Source organism: Acinetobacter sp. WY4 (assembly GCF_018438165.1).
GTDB lineage: Bacteria > Pseudomonadota > Gammaproteobacteria > Pseudomonadales > Moraxellaceae > Acinetobacter.
In genome coordinates this window covers 2,037,882-2,053,815 of record NZ_CP053947.1, presented here as the reverse complement: position 1 = coordinate 2,053,815, position 15,934 = coordinate 2,037,882, and the positions used below count along the sequence as shown (strand labels likewise).

General features: G+C 43.8%; 12 protein-coding genes and 2 pseudogenes. 3 read left to right on the top strand and 11 right to left on the bottom strand.

Annotated elements, in window-relative coordinates:
- Positions 1-149: 149 nt before the first annotated feature.
- The 6 genes and pseudogenes from G4D73_RS09620 to G4D73_RS09595 form a co-directional block, all read right to left on the bottom strand.
- A complete protein-coding gene (locus G4D73_RS09620) occupies positions 150-437 on the bottom strand; it encodes a chorismate mutase (RefSeq protein ID WP_004647685.1) in 288 nt (95 codons plus the stop codon).
- Positions 418-1,740, bottom strand: coding sequence for a hypothetical protein (locus tag G4D73_RS09615; protein WP_026055738.1), 1,323 nt, complete (start codon positions 1,738-1,740; stop codon positions 418-420). The genes G4D73_RS09620 and G4D73_RS09615 overlap by 20 nt, the downstream gene beginning before the upstream one ends.
- 178 nt (positions 1,741-1,918) lie before the next feature.
- Positions 1,919-3,214 (bottom strand): RNA-guided endonuclease InsQ/TnpB family protein, encoded by a 1,296-nt coding sequence (locus tag G4D73_RS09610; RefSeq protein WP_213686634.1) that lies wholly within the window; start codon positions 3,212-3,214, stop codon positions 1,919-1,921.
- A gap of 177 nt (positions 3,215-3,391) precedes the next feature.
- Positions 3,392-5,077 (bottom strand): dihydroxy-acid dehydratase, encoded by a 1,686-nt coding sequence (ilvD, locus tag G4D73_RS09605; protein ID WP_004280835.1) that lies wholly within the window; start codon positions 5,075-5,077, stop codon positions 3,392-3,394.
- Positions 5,078-5,203: 126 nt separating this feature from the next.
- Positions 5,204-6,115, bottom strand: a pseudogene (locus tag G4D73_RS09600) (RNA-guided endonuclease InsQ/TnpB family protein); the annotation flags it as partial.
- 122 nt (positions 6,116-6,237) lie between these two features.
- The gene (locus G4D73_RS09595; RefSeq protein WP_044109788.1) at positions 6,238-7,377 is read right to left on the bottom strand and encodes an RNA-guided endonuclease TnpB family protein; all 1,140 of its coding nucleotides are present in this window, start codon (positions 7,375-7,377) and stop codon (positions 6,238-6,240) included.
- A gap of 39 nt (positions 7,378-7,416) precedes the next feature.
- Here G4D73_RS09595 and tnpA point away from each other — a divergent pair, with 39 nt between their 5' ends.
- Positions 7,417-7,815 (top strand): IS200/IS605 family transposase, encoded by a 399-nt coding sequence (tnpA, locus tag G4D73_RS09590; protein ID WP_071850135.1) that lies wholly within the window; start codon positions 7,417-7,419, stop codon positions 7,813-7,815.
- Positions 7,816-7,883: 68 nt separating this feature from the next.
- On the opposite strand, the pseudogene G4D73_RS09585 reads toward tnpA, so the two are convergent.
- Both G4D73_RS09585 and ilvD (G4D73_RS09580) read right to left on the bottom strand, forming a co-directional pair.
- Positions 7,884-8,279, bottom strand: a pseudogene (locus tag G4D73_RS09585) (helix-turn-helix domain-containing protein); the annotation flags it as partial.
- A 197-nt stretch (positions 8,280-8,476) separates the two neighbouring features.
- Complete coding sequence (gene ilvD / locus G4D73_RS09580; protein WP_026055737.1) at positions 8,477-10,306, bottom strand: dihydroxy-acid dehydratase; 1,830 nt, start codon at positions 10,304-10,306, stop codon at positions 8,477-8,479.
- Between the two features lie 408 nt (positions 10,307-10,714).
- Between ilvD (G4D73_RS09580) and fmt the strand changes: the two genes are divergently transcribed.
- Complete coding sequence (gene fmt / locus G4D73_RS09575) at positions 10,715-11,677, top strand: methionyl-tRNA formyltransferase (RefSeq protein ID WP_044109793.1); 963 nt, start codon at positions 10,715-10,717, stop codon at positions 11,675-11,677.
- Positions 11,674-12,981, top strand: a complete 1,308-nt coding sequence (rsmB, locus tag G4D73_RS09570; protein ID WP_004280818.1) for a 16S rRNA (cytosine(967)-C(5))-methyltransferase RsmB — start codon at positions 11,674-11,676, stop codon at positions 12,979-12,981. Before fmt ends, rsmB begins: the two co-directional genes overlap by 4 nt.
- 71 nt (positions 12,982-13,052) lie before the next feature.
- On the opposite strand, the gene zupT is transcribed toward rsmB, so the two are convergent.
- From zupT to G4D73_RS09555, 3 genes are all read right to left on the bottom strand, one after another.
- Entirely contained in the window at positions 13,053-13,862 is an 810-nt protein-coding gene (gene zupT / locus G4D73_RS09565; RefSeq protein ID WP_213686633.1) for a zinc transporter ZupT, read from the bottom strand.
- Positions 13,863-13,950: 88 nt separating this feature from the next.
- Positions 13,951-14,061 carry a methionine/alanine import family NSS transporter small subunit gene (locus G4D73_RS09560; RefSeq protein WP_004647694.1) on the bottom strand — a complete coding sequence of 37 codons (111 nt, stop codon included), beginning with the start codon at positions 14,059-14,061 and terminating at the stop codon, positions 13,951-13,953.
- Between the two features lie 10 nt (positions 14,062-14,071).
- Entirely contained in the window at positions 14,072-15,547 is a 1,476-nt protein-coding gene (locus G4D73_RS09555; RefSeq protein WP_213686632.1) for a sodium-dependent transporter, read from the bottom strand.
- Positions 15,548-15,934 lie beyond the last annotated feature (387 nt).

Sequence of the window (15,934 nt, the reverse complement as noted above, 5' to 3'; positions counted from 1 at the left end):
AGGCTTTAGGCACTTGGCTGAATGGGCTTTTTATGGATAAATTATTTTTGCAAAAAGGCGATGTTGTGCTTAAAAATCGCCATGGCTACAGCAAGATCTCCTGCATAGCTTGAAGATCGTCCGGCGTAGTTGAACTGAAATGAGCCCGTTTAAGGACGAAACTCTTTCAGTTCACGTTGAATAAAGTATTGGAACATTTCACGGTATAGATGTTCAATAAACTCCTGATCGAGGCCCTGCTTTTGCGCCAATGCCCTAACATTTTCTACAATCTGTTCCATACGTTCTGGTGACTGCAAATCGGTTTCGGTTTTTTTGAAACGGGTGGTTTGATCAACATAAAATTGACGCGCAGCGATCAGCTCAACTAAAGCTGTATCAATGGCATCGATCTGTTGACGTGCATGTTCTAGTGATTCAGCTTTGATCTTTTCCATGTTTTTTCAGTTCACTTTCAGTTTGATTATTACTCTTATACTTTTCTTCTAACACATTACTGAAAATACTTTCAATCATCCAGACCCGATATAAGCTATTAAATGTATAACTTTGATCATCTATGCGCAGTTCCAGTACCGGAAAATTCGGCTGCGACTTCATTTCACACAGCATATCATTGTCCTGCAGCTTGGCCAGAATATCGTCCTGGGTCAGATCTACAATATTTAACTGTTGCTGCAAATGCTTGAAATGGGGTGCATAAGACAGGTCTTCACCACGGGTCCAGACGGCCTGCAAGATCTGGTACATCGCCTCAATCCGCTGCTCCTCGGGACAGCTATAAAATAACTGTGCCATTGGCGCGATCGCCTGCTCGGTCGGTCGGCAGAACGGGGTAAATTCTACGTCAGTCCGTTTGGATAAACGTGTGGCCAGACTCCAGTCAAACTCATCCCGGCCACGATAGGACAAGGGATAAACATTCAGCTGGATATTATAATAATCCGCCAGTTCTTCCTTGATGTAAGCTAGGAGCAGCCAGGAAATCGGATCTTCCAGCGCGAGATACAAGTCCAGTTCCGGATCCATCGACTGGATCTCGTTCAGCTCTTCAGCATCACTGATCAGATGCTCACGCCATTCAATGTGATCGATCATAAAAATCGGATTACCGGTCAGCAGTTTTTGCTGCTCCAGACGCCGGGTCAGACGCAACAGGTCATCGACTGCCTGATACTGGCGACCGCCTAAATTAAAATAGCTGGCCAGAATCGGGGTCTGATCAAAAATACGTTCGGGAAAGTCCTGTGGCTGATGATGACGACTGGCCATGGCATAAAGGGTTCGTAATTTTCCGGTCTGTTTTTGCCAGAGCATATGGAAAACATCTTCCAGCAAATACAGGAAATCTTGTCCACGCAGAGGTGTATGCCGCAAAATCAGTTCAGCCTGTTTTAAGGCCTCAGCGCTCGGTAATTCCGGCGTATCATGAAAACTGAAACGATGCTGTTTTGACAGAATCTTGGCATCATTTAGGGTGTAGTGCTGCCATTCATCAAAAGACATCTGATTTGGGGGGGCTGCATGCGAACTGGAAATAATTACTTTCAGCGGCTTGAGCTGCGGACTTAAAATTTCTTCGAGCTGGGGCAGCTGCTGTACCGCCAGATAGCTGTACACATCATCCAGTCTTAAATGGATACTCAGCCCATCTTGAATAGATAACACCGTTTGACGGATTGGTTTCTGGTAAAACCAACTCGATCGGATTGGATCAAACCAACGGCGTAACAGGGACATGAGTTCGGCCTCGACAAAGATGACGGTGTGCAGTTCAAAAAATTGAATCTGTACAGAATAATCTATTTTTAAGATCGCAGAGCCAAAGCCCTGCATGGTGTAAAAACTTATATCAAGTCTTGACATACTCCCGCCACTTTCGACTAGCTCAAGTGGGGGATTCTAAAAGCAAAAGCTCTTAGGTGACTTCCTCACGGATTTCACTTGCTTTCTGCTTCACAGGGCGATCTTTACCGCATCTTCCCTCGACAGACAAAACGGTATGTCCCACCGCTAAAATGTTACGAGAAGCGTTAATATCTGCATTCTCGCTAAAACCACAACTAACACACTCAAACTTAGCCTGAGTAGGTCTATTTTCTTTTGCAACATGACCGCATGAACTACAAGTCTGACTTGTATATCTAGGGTCAATCTTAACGAGTAAACCACCTCGCCATTGTTGCTTATACTCCAACATATTGACAAGCATTGACCAACCTTGATCTAGGATTGATTTGTTTAAGCCTGATTTAGCTTTAACATTCTTTCCTTTTTCTTCGATTGAGCCTTTGGCTGACTTCGACATATTGGCTACTTTTAAGTCCTCAACTACGATCATTGCGTGGTTTTTGCTGAGAGTTGTCGTGACTTTGTGCAAGTAGTCATGCCGAATATTGGCAATATGATGATGTAATTTATTGATCCTTAAATTAAGTTTTTTCCAATTTTGACTAAATTCGGTTTTCTTTCTCAACTTGCGTTGAAGCCTAGCCAACTTTACTTGATTGGCTTTAAAACTATTGATTGGGTCAAATACCTGACCTGTTGATGTTGTAATTAATTTCTTAATGCCAAGATCAACACCAATTGCAGATTTTGATGGATGAATTGGTTGTTCGATTTCACGGTTAGTAAAAAATGAAACATACCAAAGCCCACAAATTTTCTTAATTGTAATACTTGTGATTTTACCAACAATTTCTTGTGATTTTTTAAATCTTATCCAACCTGTTTTTTTAGGCAAAGAAACTCGATCACCAATAACCTCACAATCTGCAAATGGAAGTCTAAAAGATTGCTCACCATCTAATTTCTTCTTGAATCTTGGCATGAGTGGTCTAAGCTCAATCTCACCACCATCAGCCAATTTAAAAAAATTGGGTTTACGTGTTTTCCGCTTGTTTTGCTTTAAACGAGCTTGTTCTTTTTTGTTGTAAAACTTACCCCATGCTTGAGCAAGATCACGTATTTTTTGCTGTAAGCAAGCTGAATATGTTTGACCAAGAAAAGAAAATTCAGGTGTTTTTTTAAGGGGTACTAATTTTTTTTCAATGCTTTCGTAACGAATATATTCATCTTTAGCAAACATTTCAAATGATTTAGCGAGAATTTGATTCCACACAAAACGAGCAGAACCTATTGCTTGATTAAGCAATATTTCCTGTTCTTGGTTAGGCAGAAGCCTAAACTTGTAGTGTTGTAAAATCTTCATTAAATCATTGTTTATAAAAGAATTGTAGTGTTTGAATTATAGCAAAAATAAGCAATAAAACCAAGAAAACATTATCTTTAATATGGCTATCGCCACTCGCTTGTATCCCCCACCTGACTGTCGGTGAGGGTCTTACGCCCGATTAAGATAAACAAATGTTCAATGTTTAACAATGGATTAGAGGTCAAGATTCAAGTCAGTGACCGCCCCGGTTTCTGCACCTGAGGTCAGTTTGGCGAATTTGGCCAGTGCTCCATGGGTATAGTTCGGTTTTGGTTTGATCCAAGCTGCTTGACGTGCTGCAATCTCCGGCTCATCCACATGCCAGGTCATTTCCCGGGTTTCCGCATTAATTGAAATCTGGTCGCCATTTTGTACCAGACCAATCGGGCCGCCATCATAAGCTTCGGGGGTGACATGACCAATCACAAAACCGTGACTGCCACCCGAGAAGCGTCCATCGGTAATCAGGGCAACTGAAGCGCCTAAGCCCTTCCCGATAATCGCAGAGGTCGGTTTCAGCATTTCTGGCATTCCCGGGCCACCTTTGGGACCAACGCCACGAATCACCACCACTTCACCCGGCTGGACTTCGCCATCCAGAATACCGCGCATGGCACCCTGCTCACCTTCAAACACGCGAGCCGGGCCAGCAAAATGCAGTCCTTCCTTACCGGTAATTTTGGCGACCGCGCCCTTCGGTGACAGATTGCCTTTTAGAATCACCAGATGTGAGTCTTTTTTCACTGGCGCATCAAAAGGCAGAATAATCTGCTGGCCTTCCGGATAGTCCTGCACATCGGCCAGATTTTCTGCCAGCGTCTTACCTGTGACCGTCAGACATGAGCCATCCAGCATGCCGGCATCCAGCATGCGCTTCATCAGTGGTTGAATTCCACCAATCGCAATCAGTTCTGACATCAGATATTTACCTGATGGACGCACGTCGGCCACCACCGGAATATCTTTACCAATCCGCACGAAATCATCCAGACTCAATTCCACTCCTGCTGTATGTGCCATGGCTAAAAGATGCAGTACACCATTGGTCGAACCACCCAGCGCAATCAAGACTTTAATCGAGTTTTCAAAGGCGGCTTTGGTCATGATGTCGCGCGGCTTAATATCCAGTCGCAACAGGTTCATCACCGCTTCACCGGCCCGGGCACAGTCAATTTGCTTGTCTTCCGATACCGCTTCCTGTGCCGAAGAGCCCGGCAGGCTCATGCCTAAAGCTTCAATCGCAGAGGCCATCGAGTTGGCCGTGTACATACCGCCACACGAACCCGGACCTGGCAAGGAAACCTCTTCAATATGCTTGACCTGAATCGCGTTGATTTCACCTTTGGCATATTGACCCACCGCTTCAAACACTGAAATCATGTCGGTATGACCTTCACCCGGTTTGATGGTTCCGCCATAAATAAACAGCCCCGGACGGTTGAGGCGCGCCAATCCCATGATGCAGCCGGGCATATTTTTGTCACAGCCACCAATGGCAATCACACCATCATAAGCCTGACAGCCGACCACGGTTTCAATCGAATCTGCGATCACTTCCCGTGACAGCAGGGAATATTTCATGCCTTCGGTGCCATTGGAAATGCCATCTGAAATGGTAATGGTATTAAAGATAATGCCCTTGCCACCCGCCGCACTCACGCCCTGCTCTACGGTTCTGGCCAGACCATCAATATGCATATTACAAGGCGTGACATTGGCCCAGGTCGAAGCAATGCCGATAAATGGCCGGTTAAAATCGGCATCCTGAAAACCGGTGGCACGCATCATGGAACGCGCCGGTGCATTTTCAATACCTTCATAAACGGGGGCAGAATGCTCGCGGATATTATCTTTACTCATTATTCTCTTCCTGGGCGATGACCGATTTTAAGCGTCGGTCTTGGACAATTTATTTTAAGATCATTGTTTGACATACTCCCACCACTTTCACTTTATTCAAGTGGGGGATTCTAAAAGCATCAGCTCTTAGGTGACTTCCTCACGGATTTCGCTTGCTTTCTGCTTCATCGGGCGACCTTTACCGCATCCACCCTCCACAGACAAAACGGTGTGTCCCACCGCCAAAATATTACGAGAAGCGTTAATATCCGCATTCTCGCTAAAGCCACACGCAACACATTCAAAATGTGCCTGAGTAAGCCTATTTTCTTTTGCAACATGACCGCAGGAGCTACACGTTTGACTTGTGTATTTCGGGTCAATCTTAACGAGTAAACCACCTCGCCATTGTTGTTTGTACTCCAATATATCAACAAGCATTGACCAACCTTGATCTAGGATTGCCTTGTTTAAGCCCGACTTGGCTTTGACATTCTTTCCTTTTTTCTCGATTGTGCCACTTGCTGACTTCGACATATTGGCTACTTTTAAGTCCTCAACTACGATCATTGCGTGGTTTTTGCTGAGAGTTGTCGTGACTTTATGTAGGTAGTCATGCCGAATATTAGCAATATGATAATGTAGCTTGTTAATTGTGGTGTTCAACTTTTTCCAATTTTCACTAAACTTCAATTTTTTGCTCAACTTACGTTGAAGTTTAGCTAATTTAATTTGGTTGGTTTTAAAACTGTTCTTTGGGTTAAATACCTCACCCTCAGATGTTGTGACTAATTTCTTGACACCTAAATCAACACCAACTGCGGTTTTGGATGGATGTACTGGATTTTCCAATAACTCTTTTTCACTGCCAAATGAAATATACCAATGACCTGATCTCTTACTGATTGTCACATTCTTAATTGTGCCTAGAATATCTTGTGATTTTCTAAATTTCACAAATCCTATGCCATTTGGCAGCTTAACTCGATTACCCTCAATTCGACAATATTTATCAAATTGCACCAATCTAATTGAATCGTAACCATCTGATTTTTTCTTGACATACTCCCACCACTAAACTGAAAGTTATAGTGGGGGAATCTTTGCGACCCATGCAATCAAATTGATTACACCTTTCGATGCCACACTTGCGCTGACAAGTATTGTGGCACAGGAACTCTTTACACAGCACGAAGCCCTAGTGCATCAGCTAAAGCGAAATTACGGATATTTATACTCGCATTCACATCACGATCTTCAACCAAGTTGCAACTTGGACATTCAAACAATCTGACACTTAGCGGTAACTTTTCCATCTTATAGCCACAGCAAGAACAAGTTTTTGAACTTGGTACAAATCGACCAATTTTCAAAACATTCTTGCCATACCATTCAGCTTTGTATTGTAACAGCGTTAAGAATTGCCCCCATGCCACATCCGAAATGGACTTGGCTAGTTTACTGTTCTTAACCATGTTTTTAATTCCTAAATCTTCTAATGCATACGTGGTCGCTTGGTTTTCACAGATCAAGTGATGCGTTAGTTTGTGATGTAGGTCTAAGCGTTGCAAACGTACCTTTTCATAGATACATGCAACATTTAATTTCTGACGTTGATAATTCTTGGATTCTTTTTTCTTTCGAGCAAATATCTTTTGCTGAATTGCTAATCCATTTTGAGCTTGTCGTAAATATTTTGGATTTTCAATTTTTTGACCATCCGACTGAATCAACAAGTGATTTAAGCCCAAATCAATACCAATGGTTTTATCTGCCTCAATTATTGATGCTGTTACTTTGGCTTGATTAGTTTCAACTAAAATTGATGCGTAATACTTTCCTGTTGCTGTTTTACTAATAGTGACAGTTTTAATCTTTCCATCAAATTGACGACTAAATACAGCTTTAATGCCTTTTAATTTAGGTAGATTCAGTGTGCCTTTTTCAAAATCAACACTACCATGTTGAGGGCATTGATATGATCGTTGTGGAATTTTCTTAGACTTGAACTTGGGGAATTTCGCCCGACCTTTGAAGAAGTTTCCAAAAGCCGTATAAACATGAAGTAATCCACTAAGTAGGGTTTGACTGTTCACCTCATTGAGCCATGAGTATTGTTCTTGCTTTTTCATACTCACAAGCTGATCCTGAATATCTTTTCGGCTCAGTGATTTTTTATGTTCATCATAATATTTTTGTTGAAGTGCTAAAGCCCAGTTGTAAGTAAACCTAGCACAGCCGAAGTGCTTTTCGATTAGCACTTTTTGCTCACCATTCGGATAAATACGATACTTGTAGGCTTTCATTTGAACTTCATTCATACCTATAATTTAACAAGTATTAATCTTGGTGTAAATAACATGAAGTCACATTACCACTGTGTTTATAAGCTAACTTATCATTTAGTGTTGGTAACAAAATACAGGAGAAAATGCTTTACAAATGAAATGCTCAATCGCCTTGAAGAAATCGTAAGAAAGAACTGTCAAGATTGGGAAATTGACTTGCTTGAGTTTAATGGTGAAGCTGACCACATTCATTTATTACTAGAAATGCACCCTAATATCATGCCAAGCAAGTTTATAAATAACCTCAAAACGGTATCTAGCAGACTTATACGCAAAGAATTTGATGCAGAACTAAAGCAGTATTATTGGAAGCCTGTACTTTGGACTAGGGCTTATTGCTTGCTTACAACAGGTGGTGCGACAATTGATGTAATTCGTGAATATATAAAAAATCAAGAAAGACCCGAATAACGAAAAGTCGTGCTATCCATCCCCACCTAAATTGAAGATTATAGATGGGGAATTTCGCACAGTTAGTTAAATCTAGGCATCAGTGGGCGTAACTGGATTTCAGAACCATCAGTGAGTTTGAGGAATTTGGGCTTGCGTGGTTTACGCTTATTTTCTTTTAATCTTGCATGTTCTTTTGCATTGAAAAACCTTGTCCAAGCCGAAGCCAGATCACGAATTTTTTGCTGTAGGGAAACAGCATTAGAATGATTTGCTAAAAAAGCATATTCAGGATTCTTTTTAAGACTGGTGATTTTATTCACCAAATTGGTTGCATTGATAAATTCATTCTTTGCAAACATTTCAAATGACACAACTAAAATTTGATTCCAAACAAAACGCGCAGAACCAACAAGATTGTTTAAAATAACCTCTTGCTCTTCATTAGGCTCAAGCCTAAATTTATACGCCTTGTTGATTTTCATTTTTTTTAAAACTTATTTAAATACAATGTTATATTTCTTTTATTTTAACATAAAAACGAATTAAAGCTAAATTAAAAAACTTACGAAATTCACCTCCACCCTGACTGTCGGGTGGAGTCCTCTTTCATTTTAAGATAGTTTCTTGTATAAAAAAAGCACCCCATCTGGAGTGCTATTTAAATCTGTAAAATTACAAATTAGATATCACGTACCGCACCTTTCGACGCACTAGTAGTATGCATCGCATACGCTTTCAGTGCTTTAGACACTTTACGCGGACGCTGTTCAGCAGGCTGCCAGCCTTTGGCTTCTTGTGCTTCACGGCGCGCTGCCATGGTTGCATCATCCACTGCCAGGTGAATGGTACGGTTTGGAATATCAATTTCGATACGGTCGCCATCTTCCACCAGACCAATTGCACCGCCTTCAGCCGCTTCAGGCGACACGTGACCAATCGACAGACCAGACGAACCACCCGAGAAACGGCCATCCGTTAAAAGTGCGCAGTCTTTACCCAAACCTTTCGATTTTAAGTAACTGGTTGGATACAGCATTTCCTGCATACCCGGGCCACCACGTGGACCTTCATAGCGAATCACGACGACATCACCCGCAGTGATTTTGCCGCCAAGAATGGCTTCAACTGCAGCATCCTGACTTTCAAACACACGTGCAGTCCCGTTGAATTTCAGGATTGAATCATCCACACCCGCAGTTTTTACGATACAGCCTTCTAGCGCGATGTTGCCGTAAAGTACCGCTAGACCACCATCTTGTGAGAAGGCATTGGCTGCATTACGGATCACGCCATTGTCACGGTCACCATCTAAGCGCGCATAGTAACGGTCTTGCGAGAATGCGGTCTGGGTCGGAACACCGCCCGGTGCCGATTTGAAGAATTGATACACCTCTTCATCTTCGGTACGGATGATGTCCCATTTATCCAAGGCATCTTTTAAAGTTTTTTCATGCACGGTTGGAACAGAAGTATCCAGCAAGCCCGCGCGATCCAGTTCACCCAGGATCGACATGATGCCACCGGCACGGTGTACATCTTCCATATGCACGTCCTGCTTCGCCGGCGCAACCTTACAAAGAACTGGCACATTACGTGACAAACGATCGATATCAGTCATGGTAAAGTCGACTTCTGCCTCGTGTGCTGCTGCCAACAAATGTAGAACCGTATTGGTTGAACCACCCATGGAAATGTCTAAAGTCATCGCATTTTCAAACGCTGCTTTGGTCGCGATTGAACGTGGCAATAAGCTGTAGTCATTTTGCTCATAATGACGTTTAGTGATTTCAACAATCAATTGACCCGCACGCTCGAATAATTTTTTACGGTTGGCATGGGTTGCCAGCGTTGAACCATTGCCCGGAAGCGATAAACCAAGTGCTTCAGTCAAACAGTTCATCGAGTTTGCGGTAAACATGCCTGAACATGAACCACAGGTTGGGCAAGCTGAACGTTCATATTCAGCAACTTCTTCATCAGTGAAGCTGTCATCTGCTGCAACAATCATGGCATCAACCAGATCAATGGCTTTTTCATTGCCACGGATTTTGACCTTGCCCGCTTCCATTGGACCGCCAGAGACAAATACTACTGGAATGTTCAGACGCATCGCGGCCATTAACATGCCTGGGGTGATCTTGTCACAGTTCGAGATACATACCATCGCATCGGCACAATGGGCATTGACCATGTACTCGACCGAGTCTGCAATCAGGTCACGCGAAGGCAATGAATACAACATGCCATCATGACCCATCGCGATGCCGTCATCGACCGCAATAGTATTGAATTCTTTGGCCACGCCGCCTGACGCTTCAATTTGACGTGCCACCAGCTGACCCAGGTCTTTAAGATGCACATGACCCGGTACAAACTGGGTGAACGAGTTCACCACCGCAATAATCGGCTTACCGAAATCTTCATCTTTCATGCCGGTGGCACGCCATAAACCGCGTGCGCCAGCCATATTTCTTCCGTGTGTCGATGTTTTTGAACGATAGTCAGGCATTTTATATTTCCAACAAAGTTTGAGCTTGCAATGAATCGGGCAGATCCACTCTGGCTAAATCATACTGACAAGGAGCTTAAATCAGTTGAATTTTAAACCTATCATACTACAAGCCCTTGATTTACAAGATGGCCTTTTGGGTGTAGATACAGGCAAAAATGTCTATAGAGAGATTTGGATGATCTGACGATAAAAATTTCTTAATGAAATCTACTATACCGCCATCATCATCAGGACAATACAAAACTTTCATGAATAATTTTTAGAATTTGCATGAGTTTTTTTTATATAAAAATTCCACTGAAATTCAAGCACTCACCAAGCTTCTCGGATAAGTTTTTGCAACGATTAGGCTGAAATTTGGCTTTTGGCTTATAATAGCTTTTAAGTTTATTTGGAATTTCATGTGTGAAGATCATATTTGCAGGCACACCAGAATTTGCAGCGACTGCATTGGCTGCGTTGCTTAGAACCGAACATGAAATTGTGGCGGTCTATACTCAACCGGACCGCAAGGCCGGACGTGGACAAAAGCTCACGGCATCTGCGGTGAAGCAGTTAGCGCTTGAACATCATCTTTCGGTCTATCAGCCTTTACATTTCAAGTCATCGACTGAAGAAGGTCTGGCGGCGCAAGCGGAACTTAAAGCCTTAAATGCAGATGTGATGGTGGTGGCAGCTTATGGCCTGATCCTGCCACAAGTGGTTCTGGATACGCCAAAATATGGTTGCCTGAATATTCATGGTTCGCTGTTGCCACGCTGGCGCGGTGCAGCCCCGATTCAGCGCGCGATTGCTACCGGCGATATCGAAACAGGTGTGACCATTATGAAAATGGCAGCCGGTCTGGATACCGGGGACATGATGTATAAAACACTGTGCCCGATTAGCGCCGAAGATACATCTGCCAGCCTGCATGACAAACTGGCGCTGCAAGGTGCTGAGGCGATTGTGGCCGTGCTCGAATCGGAACAGACTTTACAGCACTATCTTGAGACCCGTGAAGTTCAGGATGAAAATCTGACTGTCTACGCGCATAAACTGACAAAAGCCGAAGCACAAATTGACTGGACCCAGCCTGCAGCAGATATTGACCGTAATATTCGTGCCTTTAATCCCTGGCCAGTGGCATTCACCCCGCTAGATGACGGCAACAATTTACGCATCTGGAATTCATCACTTTCCACACAAAAGGCAAGCAATGCCCTGCCTAGTGAAGTGATTGCCCTGGATAAAGATGGCGTGCATGTGATGTGTGGCGATCAAAATGTCATTTGCATCACCAATCTGCAATGGCCAGGCGGCAAAGCCCTGAATGCTGTTCAAATTAATCAAACTCAAAAACTATCGGTAGGATATAAATTCGCATGAGCCAAATTCAATCATCAGCTAAAAATTTGAATTTGCGCGCGCAAGTTGTAAAAACGCTATTGGCTGTACAAAATGGCCAATCACTTGCTTCTGTACTCAATCAACATATTAATATTGTGTCTGAACGTGACCGTGGTCTTTATCACGAGTTAACGCTAGGCTGTTTACGTCAGTGGCATGGCCTGAAAGCCATCACCCTGCCGCTATTAACCAAACCTCTTGATAACCAGGCTCTAGAAAGCTGCTTATATTTGGGTTTGTACCAGATTCTATGTACGCGTATTCCGGCACATGCTGCGATTTCAGAAACCGTCACTGCAGCCAAACAGCTGGGATTTGAACCTTTAAGCGGTCTGGTCAATGCGGTACTGCGTCGTGTTTCACGTGAAACAGAAGAATTTGACCTGGCTTTAAATCAGGCGCATGGCCTGCCAAGCTGGCTCTACAAGCGTTTAAAGAAAGACTGGCCGGAACAGCTTGCCGAGCTGTCACATGACTTGAAACAGATTGCGCCGCTTACCTTGCGTGTCAATATCAATCAGGTCAGCCGTGATGAATATCTGGAAATTCTGGAAGAAGAAGGCTATGAAGCACGTGCCTGTACTCTTTCTGAAGTTGGGATTGTACTGGAACAGAATGTGCATATTCCGAACCTGCCGGGCTATGAAGCCGGCGGTTTCTCGGTGCAGGATGAACATGCCCAGCTGTGTGCGACCTTAGTTCCTGACCTTGAAGGCAAAATCGTAGTAGATGCCTGCGCTGCGCCAGGGGGTAAGACTGCGCATATCCTGGAAAAATATAGCCCGAAAAAACTGTATGCCATTGACCAAGATGCCAAACGTTTAGTCCGTGTGGCAGAAAATCTGGAACGCTTACTGTTAACTGAATATGCCGATGTTGAAATTATCGCGGCTGATGCGATCACCTGGACAGCTCCGGAGCCGGTCGACTGTATCGTACTGGATGCACCATGTTCCGCAATTGGTGTGATCCGTCGTCATCCGGATATCCGCTTACTGCGTCATTCCACAGATATTCCGCAAACGGTACAGCTGCAAAAGCAGATTCTGGAAAATATGTGGCAGCAACTGAAAGTCGGTGGTACTTTGCTGTACATCACCTGTTCAATTTTGAAAGCCGAAAACGAACAGCAGATGGTCGAATTCTTTGCTCAACATGCCGATGCCAAAGAAATCAAGATCGAAGCCGATTGGGGCATCGAGCAGATTCATGGTCGTCAGTTGTTGCCGAAAGCAGATCAAGGCGACGGCTTTTTCTATTGCCGTATAGAAAAAACTGCATAAGTCATGTGTTTAAAATGAAAGGCAGCGCAAGCTGCCTTTTTTTATACCTCGTGATTTAGGGAATATAAGGCTTATTGAATAAACTTAAAAATCACCAGACTGCTGGCCAATGCCGCCATGCCGCTCACCAATCCATAGACTGTTTCATGCCCTTCAGAATAGCGCTTTGCCGTCGGCAATAATTCATCCAGCGCCAGATAAACCATCACCCCACCAATCACGCCAAAGATCAGACCATAGACGGTTTCACTCATATAAGGTGCCAGAATAAAATAACCGAGCGCTGCCCCTAATGGTTCGGCCAAACCCGAAACCAGACTGGCCCAGAGCGCATAATCTTTACGGCCCGTGGCCATATATACCGGCAAGGCAATCGCCACACCTTCTGGTACATTATGAATCGCAATTGCCACCGCCAGTGGCGCACCCAAAGCAGGGCTTTCCAGTGTGGCAAAAAACGTCGCCAGTCCTTCCGGCAGGTTATGTGCGCTAATCGCAAACAGGGTCAACATGCCGGTACGCAGTAATTGGGTTGAACTGACGCCCTTGGCAGAATGGGTTTCAATGGTGTCATGGGGATTCGGCACAAAGCGATCCAGCAATAACACCAGAACTACGCCCAGTAAAAAAGCAAAAGTGCCAAAGGCAAAACCGGTTTTTTCATCAAAATCCAGGCTAAAGGACGCGATCGATTTGTTCAGAATTTCGGTTAAAGAGACATAAATCATGGCCCCGGCAGCAAAGGCCAAACCAAAGGCTAGCAAACGGAAATTAGGTTTTTTTAAGAATAATACCAGTCCCCCACCCACCACGGTGGCCAGCCCGGCAAATAAAGTCACGGCAAAGGCTGTATGGACTTGTCCATCTGAAACGGAAATCATGTCAAAGCATCAGCCATTAAAAAAGTCATTATCATCAAGGATGATAATGACTTCTATTTATGGTAACAGTAGGTTTATGTGAAGATTTTTAGTCTTCTGGTTCTTCCGGATTCTTTGCCAGATGAATCACAGCCAGTACCAGACCACCCCATAATAAAACGATAGAGATGATCATCATGATTAGTGCAGATGTATTCATAGTCGCTCTCCTAGCTGTGACGATCTTTAATCAGGCTGAATAGAATGGCACCCAGAATAAAGAATGCCATTACTCCTCCACCTACCATCCATAGGGTACCGGCAGCATAGCCACCATAACCTTCTGCCATGATCGATTTCAGGGTCAGGCCCAATGCCAGCAATAATGACAAAGGCGTGATCACCGTTAGCATGAAGTTCCAACTGGCACCCAGTTTCACGCTGGCAAACTCATTCACATGGCCTTCCAGCTGTTTCATTAATGGACGACGGAACCACGACAACAGAATAATCGATAACAGACCGCCACCGACAATACCGATGTTATTGGCAAAGTAGTCGATGATATCGACAAAGGTAATGGCACTATGTGTCGAGAACATCAGGGTAGAAATCACTGCTGAACCACCAGCAATAATCGTCACTGACTTGTTCTTTGACCAGCCCAGTTTGTCCTGGAACGCAGCAATCGGAACTTGCAGGATACTGACCATCGAGGTAATACCAGCAACCGTCAATGAACCAAAGAACAGGAAACCGAACAGGTCACCACCTGCACCTAAACTGGAAATGATTTTCGGAAACGCAATAAAGGCCAGACCGATACCGCCAGACACCACATCTTCAACTTTCGCACCTGAGCTGAACGCCATAAAACCAAGCGCGGCAAAGACACCAATACCCGCCAGAATTTCAAAAGACGAGTTGGCCAGTGCCACCACAATCCCGGAACCAGTCAGGTTGGTTTTGCGTTTCAGGTAAGATGCATAGGTCAACATGATCCCGAAGCCCACTGATAGTGAGAAAAAGATATGACCAAAAGCGGCTAACCAGACTTTATAGTTGGCCATCGCTTCCCAGTTCGGCGTGAAGAAAGCATTTAAGCCATCGACTGCACCAGGTAAACGTACTGCCTGAATCACTAGGATCGTGAATAAAATCACCAGCAATGGCATAAAGATTTTATTCGCCAGTTCCACCCCACGGCGTACTCCACCGTAAAGAATCAGCATGACTGCTGCCCAAACGACCACCAAACCAAAGAACAGCACAGGTACAAAACCGAGCGTCAGACCCTCACCATTTTGCAGGTAAGTATTGAAGAAGAAGCCTTGGGTATCTGTGCCCCACTGCTGTCCAAAGGAATAGAACATATAGCTGCCAGCCCAGGACAAGACGCTGGCATAGTAAATCCCGATCACCAGAGTGACCATGACCTGCCACCAACCCAAGGATTCGGCATTCATGAGTTTTTTATAGGCCATAGGCGGTGCTTTACGGAACTTGTGTCCGACCGCATAGTCTAAAAACAATAAAGGTAAACCTGCTGCGAAAATCGCAATCAGATAGGGGATCAGGAATGCCCCGCCACCATTTTCATAGGCAACATAAGGGAAACGCCAGATATTCCCCAAGCCAACGGCGGAACCAATCGCTGCAATAATGAATCCTGATCGTGCGGACCAATTCTCACGAGTTTCTGTCATAGAACACCTAAACTTTTAACCCCTTTAGATGCTGCTTGTTATGGTTATGGCGCAAGCAAAAAAAGAAGCATTTTCAATAATTTTGGGTGTTTGAATTAGAGGGCACCTTGTGGGCGTCGAATTCTAATGTACAAACAGGTCAGCAGGTCTTACATCTTGCTTAAAGTCTGATCGAAAAACTGACCTTGTAGATGATTTAACAATACTGACTTTTTTAAATTTTTTCTGTAAATTCTGCTTAAAATATTCGTTATTTATAATCTATTCGAATTAAGCGTTCAATAATTCTGCGAAATAAGCCAGATTAAACAAGTTATATATTGACAAACTTTTTGGAATATATTTTTTCTTAAGTTTTACTACAGGGTCGCTGTTTTAAAAAATGTA